Source organism: Shewanella sp. SM20, assembly GCF_025654545.1.
GTDB classification, from domain to species: domain Bacteria; phylum Pseudomonadota; class Gammaproteobacteria; order Enterobacterales; family Shewanellaceae; genus Shewanella; species Shewanella oncorhynchi.
Genome location: NZ_JAKKRK010000030.1, coordinates 24,369 through 43,711 on the forward strand (window position 1 = coordinate 24,369; position 19,343 = coordinate 43,711).

The 19,343-nt window shown below is 42.8% G+C and carries 18 protein-coding genes; 10 read left to right on the forward strand and 8 right to left on the reverse strand.

Annotation, left to right across the window (positions count from 1 at the left end; genetic code table 11):
• Positions 1-332: 332 nt before the first annotated feature.
• Entirely contained in the window at positions 333-1,112 is a 780-nt protein-coding gene (locus tag L5M18_RS13615; protein ID WP_263197327.1) for a TOBE domain-containing protein, read from the reverse strand.
• 205 nt (positions 1,113-1,317) lie between these two features.
• On the opposite strand from L5M18_RS13615, the gene modA reads away from it, so the two are divergent.
• The 4 genes from modA (at position 1,318) to L5M18_RS13635 (ending at position 5,448) form a co-directional block, all read left to right on the forward strand.
• Positions 1,318-2,109 carry a molybdate ABC transporter substrate-binding protein gene (gene modA / locus L5M18_RS13620; protein WP_263197328.1) on the forward strand — a complete coding sequence of 264 codons (792 nt, stop codon included), beginning with the start codon at positions 1,318-1,320 and terminating at the stop codon, positions 2,107-2,109.
• Between the two features lies 1 nt (position 2,110).
• On the forward strand, positions 2,111-2,848 hold the full coding sequence (gene modB / locus L5M18_RS13625) for a molybdate ABC transporter permease subunit (protein WP_263197329.1): 738 nt from the start codon (positions 2,111-2,113) through the stop codon (positions 2,846-2,848).
• Complete coding sequence (gene modC / locus L5M18_RS13630; RefSeq protein ID WP_113941538.1) at positions 2,842-3,927, forward strand: molybdenum ABC transporter ATP-binding protein ModC; 1,086 nt, start codon at positions 2,842-2,844, stop codon at positions 3,925-3,927. Before modB ends, modC begins: the two co-directional genes overlap by 7 nt.
• A gap of 237 nt (positions 3,928-4,164) precedes the next feature.
• A complete protein-coding gene (locus L5M18_RS13635; protein WP_263197332.1) occupies positions 4,165-5,448 on the forward strand; it encodes a tyrosine-type recombinase/integrase in 1,284 nt (427 codons plus the stop codon).
• Positions 5,449-5,462: 14 nt separating this feature from the next.
• Here the strand turns inward: L5M18_RS13635 and L5M18_RS13640 are convergent, their stop codons facing one another.
• Positions 5,463-5,690, reverse strand: coding sequence for a helix-turn-helix domain-containing protein (locus L5M18_RS13640; protein WP_263197333.1), 228 nt, complete (start codon positions 5,688-5,690; stop codon positions 5,463-5,465).
• A 168-nt stretch (positions 5,691-5,858) separates the two neighbouring features.
• Between L5M18_RS13640 and L5M18_RS13645 the strand changes: the two genes are divergently transcribed.
• The 3 genes from L5M18_RS13645 (at position 5,859) to L5M18_RS13655 (ending at position 8,069) form a co-directional block, all read left to right on the forward strand.
• Positions 5,859-7,283: a DUF2628 domain-containing protein gene (locus tag L5M18_RS13645; protein WP_263197336.1), complete on the forward strand. Its 1,425-nt coding sequence runs from the start codon at positions 5,859-5,861 to the stop codon at positions 7,281-7,283.
• A gap of 115 nt (positions 7,284-7,398) precedes the next feature.
• A complete protein-coding gene (locus L5M18_RS13650) occupies positions 7,399-7,731 on the forward strand; it encodes a hypothetical protein (RefSeq protein ID WP_263197338.1) in 333 nt (110 codons plus the stop codon).
• A gap of 77 nt (positions 7,732-7,808) precedes the next feature.
• Positions 7,809-8,069 (forward strand): hypothetical protein, encoded by a 261-nt coding sequence (locus L5M18_RS13655; RefSeq protein ID WP_263197341.1) that lies wholly within the window; start codon positions 7,809-7,811, stop codon positions 8,067-8,069.
• A 133-nt stretch (positions 8,070-8,202) separates the two neighbouring features.
• Here L5M18_RS13655 and L5M18_RS13660 read toward each other — a convergent pair whose 3' ends face one another.
• The 3 genes from L5M18_RS13660 to L5M18_RS13670 all read right to left on the reverse strand — a co-directional run bounded on the left by L5M18_RS13660 (position 8,203) and on the right by L5M18_RS13670 (position 11,695).
• Positions 8,203-8,454: a helix-turn-helix domain-containing protein gene (locus tag L5M18_RS13660; RefSeq protein ID WP_131525888.1), complete on the reverse strand. Its 252-nt coding sequence runs from the start codon at positions 8,452-8,454 to the stop codon at positions 8,203-8,205.
• Between the two features lie 158 nt (positions 8,455-8,612).
• Positions 8,613-10,283 carry a DNA (cytosine-5-)-methyltransferase gene (dcm, locus tag L5M18_RS13665; protein ID WP_212601434.1) on the reverse strand — a complete coding sequence of 557 codons (1,671 nt, stop codon included), beginning with the start codon at positions 10,281-10,283 and terminating at the stop codon, positions 8,613-8,615.
• Between the two features lie 83 nt (positions 10,284-10,366).
• On the reverse strand, positions 10,367-11,695 hold the full coding sequence (locus L5M18_RS13670) for an MvaI/BcnI family restriction endonuclease (protein WP_263197344.1): 1,329 nt from the start codon (positions 11,693-11,695) through the stop codon (positions 10,367-10,369).
• A 661-nt stretch (positions 11,696-12,356) separates the two neighbouring features.
• On the opposite strand from L5M18_RS13670, the gene L5M18_RS13675 reads away from it, so the two are divergent.
• From L5M18_RS13675 to L5M18_RS23490, 3 genes are read left to right on the forward strand one after another with little or no spacing between them, the layout of a single operon-like run.
• Complete coding sequence (locus L5M18_RS13675) at positions 12,357-13,442, forward strand: hypothetical protein (RefSeq protein WP_263197346.1); 1,086 nt, start codon at positions 12,357-12,359, stop codon at positions 13,440-13,442.
• Positions 13,443-13,496: 54 nt separating this feature from the next.
• Complete coding sequence (locus L5M18_RS13680; RefSeq protein ID WP_263197348.1) at positions 13,497-15,131, forward strand: hypothetical protein; 1,635 nt, start codon at positions 13,497-13,499, stop codon at positions 15,129-15,131.
• Positions 15,128-15,391: a YkgJ family cysteine cluster protein gene (locus tag L5M18_RS23490; protein WP_411569274.1), complete on the forward strand. Its 264-nt coding sequence runs from the start codon at positions 15,128-15,130 to the stop codon at positions 15,389-15,391. Before L5M18_RS13680 ends, L5M18_RS23490 begins: the two co-directional genes overlap by 4 nt.
• Before the next feature lie 501 nt (positions 15,392-15,892).
• Here L5M18_RS23490 and L5M18_RS13685 read toward each other — a convergent pair.
• The 3 genes from L5M18_RS13685 to L5M18_RS13695 form a co-directional block, all read right to left on the reverse strand.
• Positions 15,893-16,255 (reverse strand): hypothetical protein, encoded by a 363-nt coding sequence (locus L5M18_RS13685; RefSeq protein WP_263197351.1) that lies wholly within the window; start codon positions 16,253-16,255, stop codon positions 15,893-15,895.
• A 151-nt stretch (positions 16,256-16,406) separates the two neighbouring features.
• Entirely contained in the window at positions 16,407-16,547 is a 141-nt protein-coding gene (locus tag L5M18_RS13690) for a helix-turn-helix domain-containing protein (RefSeq protein WP_263197353.1), read from the reverse strand.
• 863 nt (positions 16,548-17,410) lie between these two features.
• On the reverse strand, positions 17,411-19,273 hold the full coding sequence (locus tag L5M18_RS13695; RefSeq protein ID WP_263197354.1) for a nuclease-related domain-containing DEAD/DEAH box helicase: 1,863 nt from the start codon (positions 19,271-19,273) through the stop codon (positions 17,411-17,413).
• Positions 19,274-19,343: the final 70 nt, after the last annotated feature.

Genomic DNA, 19,343 nt, shown 5'->3' on the forward strand with positions numbered 1-19,343 from the left:
TAGACTGCCATGCCGATTTAGTACGATACCAAATCGTTAGGTGGTAAATTGTTGGTGTCTACATTCTATGACTGTGCCACTTGTGGTAGTTCAGCCATTCAAACGAATCTAGATACAGACTTCATTTGATTCTTTTTCAAGAAAAATCAACGTCGTAAGGTGAAGCCCCACGACGTTGATCTTCTCTAAAAGAATGAAAAATACAAATCAAGTTCGTAAATAAAAGAAACCATTAGATTCCCCACCAACCCATTGCGAAAACAATAACGCCAAGTTACTGGCCATCCCCAGTGAATAACCCAATGATTAACCCAATTAATCACTCAATTCGACTAATTCATGCTGGCGAGGATCACCTGCGTGGCATCAAAACAGGCGAAACATGATTCGCCGACAGCCAAACTCTGCATTTGGGTGAGTGGCATCACTGAATAGATAACATCTTTGCCATCAATATCTATGGCTAATTCGGCCTTATCGCCAAGTTCAGTCACGCTCAGCAAACGACCGCTTAGGCAATTTTGCCCATCCACTTCACAGGCATGAGTCGTCGCCAGTACAGCGGGGGCTTTAAACAGTAACAACACAGATTTATCCAGGGCTAACTGCAAGCGTTCGCGGCTCGAATGGGTCACTGAAATCTGAATCTGTTGTCCGCCCGCTAAGGTCACGCTGATTTTGTCATTTAATCCAAATGAATCAATGCTATTGATACGCCCCGTTAACTGATTGCGGGCGCTGGTGTTGAGAGAGAAATGCGCCATCACATCCAATAAACTGTGCATATCGACGGACTCATCGAGCAAGGCGGCCAAGGCCATTTCTTGTACTTGAGAGGTGATGGAATACACCTTAAGCAACCGTTCGCCAAATTCGGTGAGTTTAGCGCCGCCACCGCCTTTGCCGCCCTTTTCGCTACACACTACGGGTTCGGGCATGGCGGTGTTCATCTCATTGATCGCGTCCCACGCCGCTTTATAACTGATCCCCGCAAGCTTGGCGCCCTGGCTGATCGAGCCAGTGTTGGCAACCTGCTCAAGCAGGCTTATCCGCCTAGGATTGGCGAAGGGCTTATCCCCGAGGGAAAGCGTAAGTAATGCGTGTAAATCCATCGTCTATCTAGCACCCAAGTCTGACTTGAGTCCTATTGTCCTTCATCGTCTTGAGGATACCAATAAGATTGCCGAGATATTTCAGCGGATGAATGCCATTAATCCGCAAGAAACCGCACACAGATCACTAATTGATTGCTTAAGGCTTGAATGATCGATGTATAGATTGGTATATAACGATCTCTTTTTATCACGGAGGAACACAATGAAATCCATTTACCTTAAGCAATTACTGCGTTTTACCACGGCTTCATTATTCACAATGGTACTGACATCTAGCCCTATTTTTGCGGCAGACAATGAGCAAGTGACTGTTTTTGCAGCGGCATCGCTCACCAATGCACTTAACGAAATCGGCCAGCAATATGAAAAAGAACACAATACTAAGGTGATATTCTCCTTCGCCTCTTCCTCAACACTGGCAAAACAAGTGGCCAATGGTGCGCCCGCCGATCTGTTTGTCTCGGCGAATCAAAAGTGGATGGATTATCTGGTCGATGCTAAAGCGGTCGATGTTAGCAGCCGAAAAATCTTGTTAAAAAATACCTTAGTCTTGATTGCCGAGAAAAATAGTCCCATCACAGAAGTCGTGCTCAATGTCGATTGGGATATTAAAGCCGCATTAAAAGGCAGTCGTATGGCCGTTGGCGACCCAGATCATGTACCCGCTGGACAATATGCCAAGCAAGCCCTCGAAAACCTCAAGCTGTGGCAAGCTGCTGAGCCCTTACTCGCCCGTGCTAACAATGTCCGTGCCGCCCTCGCGTTGGTTGAACAAGGTGAAGCACCGCTTGGCATAGTGTATTCAACTGATGCGAAAGTCGCCCAAAAGATCAAAATCGTTGGCACCTTTCCAGAAACGAGTTACAGCCCAATTGAATACCCTGTCGCCTTAGTCAAACAAGAATCGACCGCAAGCGCCAAAGCGTTCAATGAGTATCTGCAGGGCCCAAGCGCAAAAGATGTGTTTGAGAAATATGGCTTTGGAGTGAATTAGGGTGCTGAGTGGTTCTTTGTTAAGCGGCTCTCTGCTAAGTGGCTCTCTTTTGAGCGACTATGAAATTGCCGCACTGCTGCTCAGCTTAAAGGTATCATCCGTTGCCGTTATCGCCAGTTTACCCTTGGGTATTTTGTGCGCTTGGTTGCTGGCAAGGGTCGAGTTTCCTGGCAAGGCTATATTTGACAGTGTGCTCCATCTACCACTGGTGTTACCGCCCGTGGTAGTGGGTTACCTCTTGCTGATCAGCATGGGCCGCCAAGGTTTTATCGGCCAGTGGTTATTTAATTGGTTTGGCATCAGTTTTAGCTTTAGTTGGCGCGGTGCGGCCCTCGCGGCGGCGATAGTGTCATTCCCGCTGATGGTCAGAGCCATACGCCAATCCTTTGAAACCGTTGATATTCGACTCGAACAAGCCGCACGCACTTTAGGTAGCAGTCGATGGCGGGTATTTCTCACCATCACACTGCCGCTCACCTCACAAGGGATAGTGTCGGGGATGATTATCGCCTTTGCCCGCAGCCTAGGGGAATTTGGCTCGACCATTACCTTCGTTTCTAATATTCCCGGTGAAACTCGTACAATTCCGCTCGCCATGTACTCTTTTATTGAAACCCCAGGGGCAGAATATCAGGCCATGCGTCTGTGCATTATCTCAATAGTGATCGCACTAGCATCTTTACTCGCCTCCCAATGGCTGAGTAAAAAAGCCCTGCAGAGGACAGCAAGCGTATGTTAAGGATCAATATTGAAAAACGGCTCGGACAACTGCAACTGAAAGTCGATACCCAATTGCCATTGCAAGGCGTGACAGCCGTTTTTGGCCGCTCGGGTGCGGGTAAAACCTCGCTAGTTAACCTGCTCGGCGGGCTTTCGACCCCAGATAGCGGTGAAATCCGCCTCGGTGACAAACTGCTTTATCAACAAGGCAAAGTGAACCTTCCCCCAGAGAAGCGCCAAATTGGCTATGTATTTCAAGAAGCACGACTGTTCCCGCACTATAGCGTGAAGGGCAATCTCAACTATGGTATGCGTAAAGCTAACCCAGTGTTATTCGATAGAATTGTGCAACTACTAGGGATTGAAAAACTCCTCAGTCGTTATCCCAGCACGCTATCGGGCGGTGAAAAACAACGGGTTGCAATTGGCCGTGCCCTGCTGACATCACCTGACATGCTGCTAATGGATGAGCCGCTGGCATCACTCGATTTACCCCGTAAACGCGAGTTACTGCCCTACTTGCAAACCTTATCGCAGGAACTAAAACTGCCGATAGTGTATGTGAGCCACAGCCTAGATGAGATCTTACAACTGGCGGATTATATGCTAGTGCTGCATCAGGGAAAATTGATTGCTCAAGGCGCCTTAAGTGAAGTGTGGAATAGCGAGCAAATGCGGCCTTGGGTGCCATTGCAGGAACTCAGCTCACTCCTCAGTGCAAAGGTCGCCGACAGACATCCCGACTACCCCATGACGCGACTCGTGATGGATGATGGAAACTATTTATGGGTAAGTGGCTATTTGGCTGAAACGGCAAAGAAACTCAAAGTGCGTATTCAGGCAAATCATGTCTCGGTTTGCACTGAGCTCCCCAAAGGCTCAAGTATCCGTAACCTGCTAAAAGGAGAAATTAAAGAGTTATACCCCAGCGATAACGGCGAGCAAATCCAATTAAAAATCGCCCTAGGCCGCGATGAACTTTGGGCCAACATCACCCCTTGGGCCTGCGACGAACTGCAACTCACTCATGGCAAAGCGATTTATGCGCAAATCAAAGGTGTGACTATGACACAAATGGATATCGCCGAATCCCACTAGCTCAACCTAGAGCACCGAGCGAAAACCAAATTTCAGGCACAAAAAAACCGACTCTAGGTCGGTTTTAGTTCCTTCATCTGAAGGATTTGGTACCAGTGGCCAGACTCGAACTGGCACGCTTTTAAGGGCGGGGGATTTTGAATAGAACGCTTGTAATATCACTATTATTTTTCATATAGTTACGATATAAAGTACAGACTTTGCAAATTCTTTGCAAACCCACATCAGACGCAGACTATGAGCAAACAGGTCGAACGACACGATATTTCCGACGAATTATACATCTACCTGCAAGACAATAGCGAACGTTGGTATGCTCGCATTAAAGTCGCGGGTAAGTGGCACGCCAGAGCCACCAAGCAGAAAGAAAAAGAGAAAGCCATTGGCATGGCCTATCGGCTTCAAATGGAATTCCAGTTCATGGCAGACCGTAATCTGCTGGTGAGCTCCAAACGCTTTCGTGATGTGGCTGAAAAAGCCATTAGCGCTATGGAAGAAGCGCTCGATAACGAGACGGCCCCACTTAACTACAAGACCTATATTCAGGTATTACGTAAGTACCATATCCCCTTTTTCGACCGCACTTACATTACCTCGATTGATAGTGAGAAGCTGCGTGAATTTGATAAATGGCGTATTGAACAATTTGATAGAGTCCCAGCCAAATCGACACTGTTAAACCACAATGCCGCTATGCAACTAGTGTTTAAAGAAGCGGTTGACCATAAATGGATGTTAGCGGCTCAAGTGCCCTCTTTATCGACCAAAGGGGCAGAGTCACAGCGTCGAGCACATTTTTCACCCGAGGAATACAACAAAGCATTCGATACCGTATACCAGCTTAAGCAAAACAGCCGTAAGGAGAAAACCCGCCAAATTCGTGAGTTACTGATGGACTATATCGAGTTTGCGGTGAATACAGGTATTCGACCAGGAACGGAAATGGAAAGCCTGACATGGGGTGACATCCACATCGATACCAATGAGCACAATATTATCTTCTATATCACTGTGACCAAGGGGAAAACAGTCAAGCACACTGGCACCCGAGAAGTGGTTTGCCGAGATGAAATCTTCTCCAGCGTTCAAGAGTTACGAGAGCGCTTCCCAAACAGAAAGCCCTCAGACAAACTGTTTCGCTTGGCAGATGGTTCAATCACCAACGAACTCGGTAAAGCCTTTGAAAAAGCCATATCCGAAGCAGGTTTAAAGTCATCCCCCCATGGCGTTAGAACACTTTACTCATTACGCCATACCTACATTACGTGGCAACTGATGTCAGGCAACGTCAGCATGGAAGTGTTGGCTAAACAATGTGGCACTAGCATTGCCATGATTGAACAGCACTACAGCCACGTGACGCCGAAAATGTACAGTAAAGAACTGTCGGGTGTAGACCTAGGCAAAGCCAAGTCCAAAGTAAAAACCAAAAGAACGTTTGGCGTTAAGCAAAATGAAGCGAGATTGACTGAGCTGTTTAAAGAGTGGCAAGCCAGCTACAAACAGCGAGGCTGTATTTAAGCCTTAGACAATGCCTAACCTTTTAGTGATGTTCGACTCGGCAGCAACTCATGTGGCTCACAGTCGAGCACCTCTGCAATCTTGTACAACATATCGAGCGTGATGTTCGCCTCAGCTCGTTCTATTCGGCCGATATAACAGCGGTCAATCTCTGCACGTAACGCCAATTCATCTTGAGATAAGCCTTTGTGCTTTCTCATTTTACGCATCGCATGACCAAATTCAGTCGCTAATGTTTTCATAGTGTCTCCTTCGTCACAAGGCGATCACTATGGGAATTTGCTTACCAACTAACCACGGATTATAATCCGCATTTAACACGTATAATCCTCATCTAAGCCCTTGAGCAAAAATGAGTTCTGCATGTTCTAGCAAAGCCGATTGCTCTACACGTATCACAAGGAAAGGTAATGAACTCCTACAACGTCATTTTTAAAGGTGAGATAGCAGAAGGAAAAGACCGCCACAAGCTGAGTCTGGCATTGGCAAAATTTCTAAAAATACCCGAAGAAAAAGCGCACCTACTGTTCTCGGGTAATCCGATATGCATTAAGAAAGCCTTGAGCGAAAGTGAGGCTAACGCACTAAAAGCCAAGCTGAACGCTGTGGGTATCATTACCTACATCAAGCCCGTGACAACTCAAGCCGCAACGGCAGTCCCTGTAGCCACCGCCCCAGTTACACCACAACAAGTAGCGAAGCCATCGATTGAGACTAAGCCGTCTACGGCCACCAAGCCTACAGTGAAGTCCTATGATGATTTAAGTAAAGGCTGGCAAAAGGTGTTTGCTGAATTTGACCTTAGACAAGCTGACAAGTTGGGCTATTTTGCTTCTGCAAAAAGTCCTGCACATACCTCAAGACCTAAAATGGAGCAATTCAAAGGTAACTATCTTGTTGGTTTCAACATGCTCGCATTTTTCTTTGGCCCCTTGTACTACATGGTAAAGGGCATGTGGAAGAAAGGGATCTACCTTACGGTATTTCTGAGCATATTTAATATTGTTTTCCTAGGCATATTTTCCTTTATCACTGATAAAGATTTAACTCCTTTAACGGGCATCATTAATTCGGTCATATGTGCATCTATTGCTCATTATGACTACTACCGCTATTACAAGCTCGGTGAAACAATATGGCCTTGGATGCCGAAATGGATGGGCAGTACGAAGGGGATCAGCATGGCCGTGGCAGTGTTAATACTTGGGATTGGCGCGTTATTACTAATAGGGATTAGCTCAGATATAAGTCGGGTTAAAAACTCGCCATTACCTTTCTTTAATGAGTACGAGATAGGAGAGGCCTTAGATTCATATTCAGCCTGTGACAACATACAATGGGAAGAAATTGAAAATAATAGAGGGCTTAAATTTGTCCAATATACATGCAACATTTACAGGCCTAGTGCTGAAAGCAACTATGTAGCCGAAATAAAAATGCTTAATGACTTCTACGATAACGAACTAAAACAACCAAACACTTTGAAAGATTATATTGAAAAACAACGTAAATGGGACATTATCCAATGGCCTATCTCCCCCAAGCAGTACAATGTGATTGCGCAATTTTCAATCGTCGATGGCGTATCCAAAGTGCTCTATACAGGGGTTGAAATAATTTACCCTAAAGTGCTCTATACAGGGGCTGAAAAAATTTACCCTAATAAAACATACAACAACGAAGCTTACCAAGACCACCGATGGTTTTTCCAAAGTATCAGAAATGATGTATCTGTGGCACAACCAGCACGTGAAATCATCAAGCCCCGATTAGACGTTGAGGAATTTAGGCAAGAAATAGAAACGGTACGCCGAAACAGAGCTAGTACTTGGTAAATCTTTAGATAATTTAAAGACGGATTACTTTAGCCAAACTCCATTGCTCTGTCATACCCTCGCCATTGGATGGTTTCAAATGATAGGATACCGACATAAAACTCAGGAGCTTAAAATGGCAAACTATAAACGCGAGTTTGGTGAAGACTTTAATTTAGGCTTTAACCTCGCCGACTTCCCTTGGTTGATGGATAAAAGCTGGCACAATGACGTTAGTCCTAGCTTTACCTTTAAAGTAGGTTCTCAGTACCTTGTCCTTTGGGTTGACTATGAAGAGCCTGAAAGCCGCGAACTTGGGCAAGAACGCTATCTTGTAGTGACGGCGATCAATGAAGGCACAGAGAGCGATCCAGAAATCTACACAGGTGAAGATAGCGAAGTGGTATTGGCGACTGAAAGCCCCTCTGAATTAACGGCATATCTAAGGCAATTAGCCTCAGCCCATTAATCATGGGACCACAATCCTGACCGATTTAGCGAAGGCTATTGTAAGCGGCTCAATCGAAAGAAAACATAGGAAAAACAATGATGGATAAATTTGAATTAGGCGCTGAAGGAGTTGGTGATGTTCCTGACTATCTAGCGCAAGAGGGACTGGAATTAGCTGTTCTTTACTTTGAGGAACACGATTTAGACCCCGAAGAATGTTATGCGGCCTACAAGCAAGCTCCGGATTCTGAGCTAGGTCAGGCTTGGTACGCTGCGGAGACTGAAGCAAATAGAGTTATTCAAGGAAATAAGAAGTATGATAACTCAATGATTGCGTTAGTTAACGAGTTGGGATAACACCACTTTTAGTACTCGATGAGGGTTTTGATACCACGCCTATTGTGAAACATTATCGTATGATGACGACCTATGTAGGTGAGAACAAAGACTGGTTCAGCAATCTACACGGGGTAAATAAATCAGCTGATACTTATGAGGCCGAATCCAACGATTTCTGTCTAATCAGCTCAATATGTAACCTATTAATAAACTCTTCAGAACTCACACCCAGCGCATCAATTAGCCCTTCGAGCGAATCAAGGGTAATGTTGCGAACTGAGCGCTCAACTCCTGAAATGTAAGTACGATCAATGCCAGACTTCCTTGCCAATTGTTCTTGGCTTAGTCCAAGCTCGTTGCGCAATTGCCTTAAAGTTAACGCTGTTGCCTGTTTAATACTCATAGCCAGCCCTTCGCAGAGTTAAAGAGAAAGATAATCCCAAATCAATAGCGAAGCCGCAACCGACTATGAGTCACATACCAACTTTTTTACTTGTTCAATGAATAAGTTACAGGCTTCAGAAACGGCAACTCTAAGATGACGTTTTTTATTTCATCACCCTACAAACATCTTTTCAGCAAATCAGCCACACCACTAAATACTGGTACAACTACAGAGTTACCAAATTGCTTATACGCTGCGGTGTCGGCACACACAATTCTGAAGTTAGTATCTGCTTCGCTTCTGTCTTTTTCTGGCTTTTCAAAGCCCATTAAACGCGCACATTCACGAGGAGTTAAACGGCGGGGAGTGCGGTACTGGGAGTCAAATTCCTCTGCATAACGACCGTGCTTTTCATCATACATAGTCTCGCCTTTTTTAATCTGTTCATTAAAAGCATCTTCAGTCGAAGATGGGTGAACTTTCTTCCATTCATTCGCAAACGCTAAAGCAAACTGTTCTCTATCTTGATTTTTGCGAATAGCGAACTCTTTTCTACGCTCAAGATACTCATCCGTTAAGCCATTTTGGTTTATCAGAATTTCTGAACCGTCTTTGTAATAGCGAGCAGATAAAGTGCGAGTTACTGCTTGTTCATTTTTAGGGTCAACTAATCCAAAACCGAAACCATTACCTTTGCTCTGATGCTTGAGAGCATAGTGGTATAGGTAGTTCCATAAGTTTGGCGTAAGCGTGTATTTATCTTGCTCGGCTTTGTTGAGTGGAAGCAGAATGTCAGCTAATGAATAGCGACGCTCTGGCTTAGGGATGTCTTTTAAAGTTAATCTGGATAATTCAGGTTTAGCTGCTAACACATCTTTTCTCACACCGACTAAAACGATACGTTCGCGGTGTTGTGGCGTAAATATTGCGCCATCAATGATTGTCGGCTCAGGCTTACGCATACGTACAATTTTAATGGCTTCTTCAATATCTTTATGCTGATTGCTGATATCAGCAATCCAGTAGCCTGCTTTATCTAAGGCTCTAATGATCGTTGCGAATGTATTTCCTTTGTCGTGGCTTTTAAGGTTTTTTACGTTCTCAAGTACGAAGTATTTTGGCTGTCTTGCTATAAGTATCTGTTCAACATCAAAAAATAGTGTTCCTTGAGTATCACAATCAAAACCGTGGGCGCGACCCAGTGAGTTTTTCTTAGAAACTCCAGCCAGAGAAAACGGTTGACAAGGAAAGCCTGCAAGCAATACATCATGCTCTGGAATGTGCGACAGAATGCTTTGCTTTCTTTCGTCTCCAGTTGCTTTGTCATCACCACTCCTTGTTACCTTTGTGATATCCATAAATGATTTGTTTCTATGCGGGTCGTCTTCCTCACTGTTTAGAAAGTAAGGCAATTCGTTATCATCAACAAAGTGGTTTGCAAGGTACGTTCTGCGAGCATTTGCATCGTATTCACTTGTAAACACGCACTTACCACCGGCTGCTTCAAAGCCTTTTCTTATTCCGCCAATACCTGCGAATAAGTCGATAAATGTGAAATCAGGATTATCCCAGTGTGCTGGTTTACGAGGCAGTAAGTTTTCTCTAAGATGCGCAATCGCTCTTTCATGGAAAGTGATTGGATGGTCTTCAGCTGAAGCTTTCCACTTATTAAGCTTCTCTCTCGTCACAGATGTGAAATCGCCGCCAAGCGACTGAAATCGAATAGCGAGATTTTTCTGATCATAAATCTCGATAAGTAGATTAAGTAGCTTCTCGCTTTCTTTTCTATTAGTTTCAATTCTCAGTTTGTCAGACTGATCACCTATAAGTATTTCGTTATACAACATAATGCTATCTTCTGGGAGCTATGAGTGAATAATATCACACAAAATTCCCAGAGAGTAATTTTATATTGTATGGATATCCAGTACTAAGCTTCTCTTAAATCGAGTTCTCGTAGCGAACGATACAACTGATTAATATCTTTCCACTTCACCCTAAACTGGCTTCGTTTCTTCGGTTTCCATTTACCACTCTCTAACTTCATGTTGATGCCCGGGTCATAATAGATAGCACAGTTATAAAGCGATTTTAGAAAATGTTCTAAAGATGTGCCCTGTCCCAATGTCACTTGGGGACCATACGAATAGTGTGGAAGCTCATTATCCTTATTTGCTGTATAAGTTACGTAGCACGTGTTTGAGTGCTTTCTCTTCCAGTGATCAATGACTTTATCGAAGCTCCAGCCTGCCGCTAATTTTCCATCTTTATCTCTCAGCATTAAGCCGCCATCAGGGTCTGTTATTTTTCCGGACTTGGAATCGTATCCTTCCATTTTCATGGTTAGGTTAGTTTTGCTGTTTTCTTTGTTTACATCGTGACGGCTCGCAAAGTCTAAGCGCTCTTCTTGCTTTCTAGTGGCATAGCAATCTAGAAACGTTTTTAAACCATGTTCAATATAAATACCGGTATTGGGTTCTGGTGTCATTAATGTAACCACTGAACCAGAATGCGACTTTAGCTCCCAATCCATAAAATCAGGATCAGCGCATCCGTTAGGGGTGATATTAAACTGTGCTTCTAGTGTATAACCTCCGCCGTTCTGAGCTTTGTAAGGGATTTTCGTACCGTCAGCTTGTAATCGACATGATTCAATTGGACCGCCTTCATAGATGGCTCGCAATTTGTCTAGCAGTTTCTCTTCGCTAGTTTTTCCAACAGCTACCGATTCATAAAAAACAGAAGCCACTAGTTTTGCTTTGCTATCGACGACTAGCTGTTTTAATTCCAGTGCAAGTTCATCTTCCCATGATGTGCAATATGCCCAAATGGTTGTTTTATTTACACCCAATACTAGATAGCGATGCATCCCCATCCTTTCGGCTCGTTCTTCTAGTGTTGGAGGTTGCATCAAATGGCGAGGTGTTATGTCTAACTTTCGGTTAGTTCCAGCTAAAAAGCCCGACATACGAATTTCAGGATATTTTGGGTATAAGATGATTTGGCTATTTGGCGCTCGATCAGTATTCCCATCTTCGTCCATCCAGTAGAAATCTAATGGTGCCTTAAAAATAGGGCCTTTTTTACTGATGCCATCCGCATAAATCTCACCAGAAGGAATCGAGCGAATCACATCAAATTCCGAACCCAAGTAGATCTGTTGTTTGGTGTTATCATTGTTAGCTAGCGATTTAAAAAATATCCGTGAAGCTCCAAGCTTACGCATCTGTTCTGAAATAGCTTTAAAACTAGTCATCATCCCTCTAGGAGCTCACAGATTGAGCAGTTGAGTTATATCAAAAATAACAAGAACACGCTAAGTTGTTCATTTGTAATGATAGTAACTGCAAACTCTACAAAATCCGCAAGGAAACTGCACTTTAATTATGATTAAAGTGCATTTTTCGAGTGTTTTAGCGCTTAAACGATATGTTTTGCTCATTATCGTGACTAACTCGTGCAAAACTCAGTTTATGCAGGACAACATGCATAAATAGTCACATATCAATCAATCTTAGACGCTCAGTCGAAAAATAAGATGAGAATGCGCTTTAGTATGACTAAAGCTGAACTCAGAAAAAGTATCACTTAACATCTTTAAGTTTGTAGAATCCAAATTGCTAAGATTAAAGCCAGACACTTCTTACTAGATGGCCAAATTCACTATGCCACTACAAGACGACAACAAATGTCGAAGTAGATGCTGATTTAGTAGGCCCTTTCTTACTCCTTTGGCATAGAATAAGAAAGGTCTTAAGTATATGAATATTTTAATATTACAATTCAATTTTAGATCTTTATAGTTTACACTCGTATCGAAATCTGCAAGATATCAAAACAACCATTACGTATCGAAAACATAACAAGGTCATCAGAGCACTCTTGGAGTGAGATACTTAACCTAAGTGAAGGAAAACTATATGCCATTACCGTTTATTATAGGTGCAGCAGCACTTGGCGCAGCTGCTTTTGGAGCAAAAAAAGGGTATGACGGGTATCAAAAGCACTCTGAAGCAGATGAGATCGTTAAAAATGCTGAACAGAAATATAAAGAACATAAGGAAGTGTTTGAGGCGCATGAAGCAGAGACAACAAAAGCATTTACTGAATTAGGTACTCAAGAGCTTGAAGTAGGCAAACAATTTAATGAGTTTAACGAACTAGCTACTGAGCTTTTGGATAAACTTAATAATGCTAGTGATAAACGCTTATCAGTAAATATTCCTGCTCATAAGTTACAAAAAATTGAAAACTACAGTTACACTGCTGTGGGTATACTAGGTACGGCCGCAGGCGCAGGTATTGGTGGTGTTGCTGCGGGGTTTGCTGTTTATGGCGGTGTTATGACATTAGGTGCAGCATCTACTGGTACTGCTATTGCATCATTATCTGGAGTAGCAGCAACTAATGCTACCCTCGCAGCAATTGGTGGCGGTTCACTTGCAACTGGTGGCTTAGGAATGGCTGGAGGCACTGCAATTTTAGGTGGTGCAGTTGCTGCTCCAATTTTAGCGATTGCAGGATGGGCTTACAATAAACATGGTGAAGAGTCTCTAGATAATGCTAGAAAGGTAAGACGTGAAGTAAACGATGCCATAGAAAAGCTAGAAGCTCTATCTAATCAGCACTTAGAAATTCAGACATATGTAACAAAAATAAAAGCAGCTATTGACTCCATTTACATTCAATTTGAAGAGTATTTTGATTCACTTAAAATCGTGAGCCGAATGATTAAAAAAGCACAGAAGTCAGGTGAAGACATAAGTGATAAGCTCAATGATGAATGCATTATTACAGATATAGAAAACGGTTACTCACTAGCTGCCATTATTGTTGATATCATTGAAACTCCAATCTTCAAGGTTCAGAAAGAAAGTGATGAGGTTGTAATTAATGAAAATGGCACTCCTACACTTCAAGCAGATGAAAATGGTTTCAATATCATTAACTCTGATGAAATAGATATTGCGATCAATAAAGCAAATTTTGATGCAAAAAGTTATTAATCTTACAAAGGAGGGGGCTTAATCCCCTCCATTCTGTTATGGAAAACGATATTAATGAATTCAGAAGCGATCAATTACCCTTGGCAAAAAGAACTAGAAAAGACTTTTGTACAAAGCCTGACGACTACATTTGGTTTAGACTTCTTACTTTTTGAAGATAAAACTGGTGGTGAAGTTGATACTATTCATAACGCTAGAAACGGTGTATATGCTACTGATATCGAGAAAAATAAATATAACAATCAGGAAGCATACAATTCAGACCCTTATCACAAGCATGAGAACTATAAGCAAACTGGTCGCAATGATAAAGAGCAACATAAACAAGGAAGGCTAGATGATGGTTACAGAAACCAAGCTATGTCTCAGGATGAGCTAAAAAAAAGGGATCTTGACCATGTCATTAGTGCAAAAGAGATTCACGAAGATGCAGGACGAGTGCTTGCAGGCCTTGATGGTGTTGAGTTAGCAAACCAATCAGGAAATCTGAAATCAACTCATCAGTCAATTAATCGTTCTAAAGGCCAAACTTCTGTATCAGAATACTTAGATAAGTTGCCAGGCTTGATTGAAACGAATGAGAAAAAAATTTTTGCGGATGAGTCTCGTCTTTCTAGCATGCCTAGAAATACACCAGAAGAACAGCATAAAGCTCGTGAACTAGAGTATCAGATCCAAAATAGCAAAGAAAAAGTAGAACAATTGAAGTCTGTTGATCCAGAGAAAATGCGTAAAGCAGATCAAGAGTCAAGAGACCGTTATAATCAACAAATTAACCTAACTTACTACACAAGTAGTAAGTTTTTAAAATCTACAGCTAAAGCTTCCGGCTTAGCTGGTCTTAAGATGGGTACAAGACAGGTTCTGGGACTTGTATTGGCTGAAGTTTGGTTCGAACTTCGTGAAGAGATACCAAAGATTTACCAAAGTTTAAAAATAAAGTTTCAACTTGATGTTTTTCTAGAAAAAATAAGTAATACATTTAGAAATATTTGGGAAAGAGTAAAATTAAGATTTAAAGAATTTCTTAATACTTTTAAAGACGGATTTCTAGCTGGTGTAATGGGAAGCCTAACAACGACCATCTTCAACATCTTTGCTACCACCCAAAAGCAAGCAGTCAAGATTATCCGTGAAATATGGTCTCATCTAGTTAAAGCAATTAAAGTCTTAATCTTTAACCCTGAAAAACTTTCTTTTGTAGAGCTATGTAAATCAGTAGTATCTATTCTATCACTGGCAATATCGACTGTTGTTGGCAGCATTGCATACTCCCAACTAATACCAATCTTATCATTCCCATTTGGTGCTGAGCTTGCTGCATTCGCAGGTGCATTTATCACTGGCATTGTTACATTGGGTTTAAATTATTTTTTACTACATAGTGAAATAGCGCAAAATATTTGGAACTACATTGAATCTATCATGCCACATGCAGGTACAATCAAAAAATATCAGGCAATTAATGATGAGCTTGATAGATACTTACTTGAACTTAGTAAATTAGAGTTCAATCTTGATACGAGTGAAATATTGAGTTTTTCGGAACAACTTCAGGCCTGTAACAACGAAGTTCTAAAGTCTAGTTTAATTTCTGAAGAGGTTAAAAAACGTAAAATTGACCTTCCTTTTGAAATGGGAAACAAGTCTAGCACTAAACAATGGCTAACTTCGTTAACAAAAAAATGAATACATTTCCCTGTTCAAAGTGTGGACTCTGTTGTCAACTTGTTGGAACGGCTCAAGAGACAAAAGATCTCGACCGCGGAGATAGTGTATGTCTTCATTACGATGAAGGTACAAAGTTATGCTCGATCTATGAAAACAGACCTGATATCTGCCGAGTTGACAAACAGTACTCTCTCAATTATTCACAGGAATATGATTGGGATACATTTGTAAGGATCAATATTAAAGCCTGTGAATACATTATAAGTAAGCACTCCTAAACTCAACCATACTGTTGTGGTTTAAAACAATTGGTCAGCTTGATTGAAGCTATACGAGTTTCATTGCCAGTGCTGATTTGAAAATGATTTGCACTTTAATATGTATTAACATGCAAAATTCGTGTGTTTTCGAGCAGATTTCAGCTGTTTTCATAGCGAATAGCTAGATTATGTCGATAGCCTTCACTTATGCACATGAAACTGCATAAAAATTCAGATTTTGACTCATCTCTGACTTCTTACTCGCTTAGGCGAACAGAAGCATGTCAGCGCACAATGAACTCAAGATCGCTGAGATTTATGCGTGAATCAGTCTGTGAGAAACTGATTCACAAGCTTACTTTGGGACAAAAGACGAGTTATTTTTTTACTCTAATCCGTTGGTTTCGGATTAAAATTTATATAGGTTAACGCCGCTCACAAGGGCGCTTTGCCCAGAGCGAAGCGGCGAATAAAGCGTCCCAGCCCGGCGGCTTTTTTCCGGGCGATTGCTGCGCCTTGTTATAGCTTTAGTGTGCCATTTGCGAATGAAAGCAGTTGAATGAGAACAACACCAATAATGACGATTGACCAGCCGATGAAAATATTTCTTCGCGAGCTTGGGTTCCGCTTTGATTTAAAAAAGGATGCTATTCCAACGTGTACTATTGGGAATAGTAGCGCCCCCCCAAACGCTTCCGCCAAGTATTGCGAAAATGCCGCTGGATGATCGAATAGTACTGTAGAAAAAAACACTCCATTATCTTCGTAAAACATGGTGCAGAATGCCACTATATACGAAATCAAAGATAATATAATCGCTAATCGCAGTGACGTTTGCTTCTTTGGGATTTCGGTTGTATCCATCGCTAATTCATTTTCCATTTCTTGAGATCCTTAATCAGTGAAGTGCTATAACGTCTTAGTATTTATGCGCTGTTTGCAGGGCATAAACCGCTTGTTCACTCAATCTTAAATATGGCCGCTGCCACATCCATGTCAATTGGTATAAATGATGCTATAGGAATTTGTTTTTTTACGGTAGCGGTTTTTTATACATATCAAGCGTTAAGTTTACCTCTGCTCTTTCTATACGGCCGATGTAACTACGGTCAATTTCTTCCCTTAACGCTAATTCATCCTGAGATAAGCCTCTGAGCTTTCTCATTTTACGCATAGCATGACCTAATTAAGTCGCTAAAGTTTTCATAGTGTCTCCTTGATCACAAGGCAAACACTATGTGAATTTGCTTATCAACTAACCACGGATTATAGTCCGCATTTGATGCTTATAGTCCTCTTTTAAGCCATTGAGCACACTTGAGTTCTGTATATACAGCAACCAATAGCTCTATTCACATCACAAGGAAAAGTAATGAACTCCTATAACGTCATTTTTAAAGGTGATTTACGTGCAGTTTTGAGCAGTTTTCGTAGCAATCAACGTGAGTCAGCGACTATTCAGCGATTATGCATACAAAACTGCATAACTAATTAGATCTTGAGCATTGTTACGCAAGACGCTTCACGATTTCTCTACAGAGCGAATAGCATCACTTACATATGCAAAATGCCGACTGATGAACTCACAGCTCCCATCAAGGGACGTTACAGTGACTGAATTAGGAATGCTGCGGCCTGAGCTATTGCGGCGCTGGTAGATGGCGAAAGCTCTTTGTCGCCAGTAGATTTCCATCAAGAAGGTTATTGTACGAATATCACTGTTAATGCGTCTGTTTCCTCCGAAGGTCCTATCTGATACTCACCAACTGATCACTAATTGGTTAGCTTAATCATAGCAGAATGAGTACTCGATAACGACTTGATAAACAAATGATAAAAATATTAGTTCGTTCGCTAAGGGCGAGTCATGTCTGCACAAAAGTCACTTTGAAAATAAGACCTTCGCCAGAAAAAATTCTCAATCTGCTATTTGCATAATAAAGTGTCAACAACTAGCATCGTGCTTGTTCAACACTTGGGATAAGGTCGCGGCTACGCGCGGCCTATCCTTATTTGTTAGACCGCAACTCGCATGCTTTACCTCTCTTCATAGTTCGACCATGATTTTCCGAAATCAGCAAGATCACCGGCACTTGAAACGACCGTGAGATAGCTTCCCTTTTCATGCCGTTTAAGCCGGGTTAGCCCCGTGTAGATCAATGCGAGTGCTTGATTGTCAATTTTCTCGCCTATGAAGAGAACAATTGCGCGGGACTCCCAGCCTTTGAAGCTATGTAGGGTTGTCGCTTTAACTCTAGCGTCCCCCATATAAAACCCCATCTTCTTTCGGCGTGACTCCTTCTTATCGGAACAGTATGTATGAACTGCATTAACGCCCTTTGATTCAAGAGCACTTACTACAGCCGCCCCCATCACTTGTGTTCCGGTTAGGAACGTAATATCCGTAATGGCCAAAATGTCTTCTTGGGCTCTTGGAGCCATTCTAAGAATTTCTTCCGTACAGACTTGTACGCTATTTCCAGAAGATGTCTGTACCCACCGTAGCTGGCACGGATAAAGATCAAGCTCCCCCTGAATACCGTTTGGTAGGTCAACCGTGTCGCTTGGTAAATAACGACTGGCAAAAGTTCGTGCAGTTTCCATTGCTGTAGGCGGGAGCCTGTAGCATGTCTGAAGCTCTGCCCATCTACCGCCCGGAAACCCCGCACCAGTCATGGCTTCGTCCGTCCAGGATCGAGCAGTTCCATAGATGTCCTGCGTCGCATCAGCGACAAGCAACATTTCCCCGCCTGCGCTACACACTTTTCTCAATACATTCCACCAAGTGGGAAGGAAATCCTGCCCCTCGTCTACAAGCACGGCATCGTATCGTTGTATAACGTCTTCATCGTCGTTATTTATGCAACTGGCTACGAGCAAAGGAAGTTGCGTGCTGAGAATTTGATTCAGTTGCCCCTCTCCGCCTTTCCAAAGGTCGCGATACTCATCCTCGTGGTCGGACTCTTCACACACCCGTTTACACCAAGCGTGAAAGTTCAGCCAAGTTATTCCTTGCCTCGTCCGCCCATGAGCATTTGGCCACCTCACAGCTACATCCATCAGGTAGTGCAGCAAAGTGATATTGAAGGTTACAACAAGGACTTCCTTGCCCTCGCCAAGCAGTTGCGCGGCTCTGGCCGCAAGGATTAGAGATTTCCCGGAGCCTGCCGGTCCTTTGATTCGCCTGTAACCGGATTGAGTGCGTGAAGTTACATAGCCTCTTTGCGCAGCATCCAACTCGATCGGTTTTCGTTGGGTAGCAGCGTAATCTGGCTCAACAAGCCAGTTCCTCATGTCGTTGGCTTGATCTTCCGTCATGAATCTTGACGAAGACCGACGACTTTCGGGGAATACTAGGTCAATTCTGCTTTCTGAAATTGCTTCTGCACCAGAGATTGGATTGTATTGAGACCATTCCAGCATTCCTCTGTAGGCTAAGCAGGGCTCCAGTAACCTATTTATCTGCTCTTGTCTGGCAAACGGAAATATCACACCCGCAGTAATAGTGGAAAAACCTGCCTTTCCGTTTAACCTCGGGCAGTAAAGGTTATGAATTTCCTGTTTGTATCTGAATATTTTCTCGATAGGGTTTTGGCTTTGGATTGAGAATGACTTATTGCCGTCGCTTGCACATAGTTTGGGAGCCATCCCATCTCTTCTTTCAGTCCAGTACTGCATCGCATCGAGGTTCCAGTCTTTAACTTCGAATACAGCAATTCCAACATTCGGATTTAAAAGAACGAAATCTGGCCTCAATCCATTTAAGTGTGGCTGGATGTATATCTCCCATTCGGGCGCTAATCTCTCGCTGAACAAGTCGAATACGAGCCGTTCGCCTGTGGTCAGTGGCTGGCGGAGCCCTTCTAGCTGATCAATTGGTGGTGATACGAATCGTTCCACGCTCTCGCGAACCTCAATTTTGTGGTCTAACGCTTGCCTAAACAGCGCGAAATAGCAGGCTAAACTTAGC

Bases quoted from the DNA above. Each gene is read 5' to 3' on its own strand.
- L5M18_RS13615 (WP_263197327.1), bottom strand. From the start codon at position 1,112: ATGGATTTACACGCATTACTTACGCTTTCCCTCGGGGATAAGCCCTTC.
- modA (WP_263197328.1), top strand. From the start codon at position 1,318: ATGAAATCCATTTACCTTAAGCAATTACTGCGTTTTACCACGGCTTCA.
- modC (WP_113941538.1), top strand. From the start codon at position 2,842: ATGTTAAGGATCAATATTGAAAAACGGCTCGGACAACTGCAACTGAAA.
- L5M18_RS13635 (WP_263197332.1), top strand. From the start codon at position 4,165: ATGAGCAAACAGGTCGAACGACACGATATTTCCGACGAATTATACATC.
- L5M18_RS13640 (WP_263197333.1), bottom strand. From the start codon at position 5,690: ATGAAAACATTAGCGACTGAATTTGGTCATGCGATGCGTAAAATGAGA.
- L5M18_RS13645 (WP_263197336.1), top strand. From the start codon at position 5,859: ATGAACTCCTACAACGTCATTTTTAAAGGTGAGATAGCAGAAGGAAAA.
- L5M18_RS13650 (WP_263197338.1), top strand. From the start codon at position 7,399: ATGGCAAACTATAAACGCGAGTTTGGTGAAGACTTTAATTTAGGCTTT.
- L5M18_RS13655 (WP_263197341.1), top strand. From the start codon at position 7,809: ATGATGGATAAATTTGAATTAGGCGCTGAAGGAGTTGGTGATGTTCCT.
- L5M18_RS13660 (WP_131525888.1), bottom strand. From the start codon at position 8,454: ATGAGTATTAAACAGGCAACAGCGTTAACTTTAAGGCAATTGCGCAAC.
- dcm (WP_212601434.1), bottom strand. From the start codon at position 10,283: ATGTTGTATAACGAAATACTTATAGGTGATCAGTCTGACAAACTGAGA.
- L5M18_RS13670 (WP_263197344.1), bottom strand. From the start codon at position 11,695: ATGATGACTAGTTTTAAAGCTATTTCAGAACAGATGCGTAAGCTTGGA.
- L5M18_RS13675 (WP_263197346.1), top strand. From the start codon at position 12,357: ATGCCATTACCGTTTATTATAGGTGCAGCAGCACTTGGCGCAGCTGCT.
- L5M18_RS13680 (WP_263197348.1), top strand. From the start codon at position 13,497: ATGAATTCAGAAGCGATCAATTACCCTTGGCAAAAAGAACTAGAAAAG.
- L5M18_RS23490 (WP_411569274.1), top strand. From the start codon at position 15,128: ATGAATACATTTCCCTGTTCAAAGTGTGGACTCTGTTGTCAACTTGTT.
- L5M18_RS13685 (WP_263197351.1), bottom strand. From the start codon at position 16,255: ATGGAAAATGAATTAGCGATGGATACAACCGAAATCCCAAAGAAGCAA.
- L5M18_RS13690 (WP_263197353.1), bottom strand. From the start codon at position 16,547: ATGCGTAAAATGAGAAAGCTCAGAGGCTTATCTCAGGATGAATTAGCG.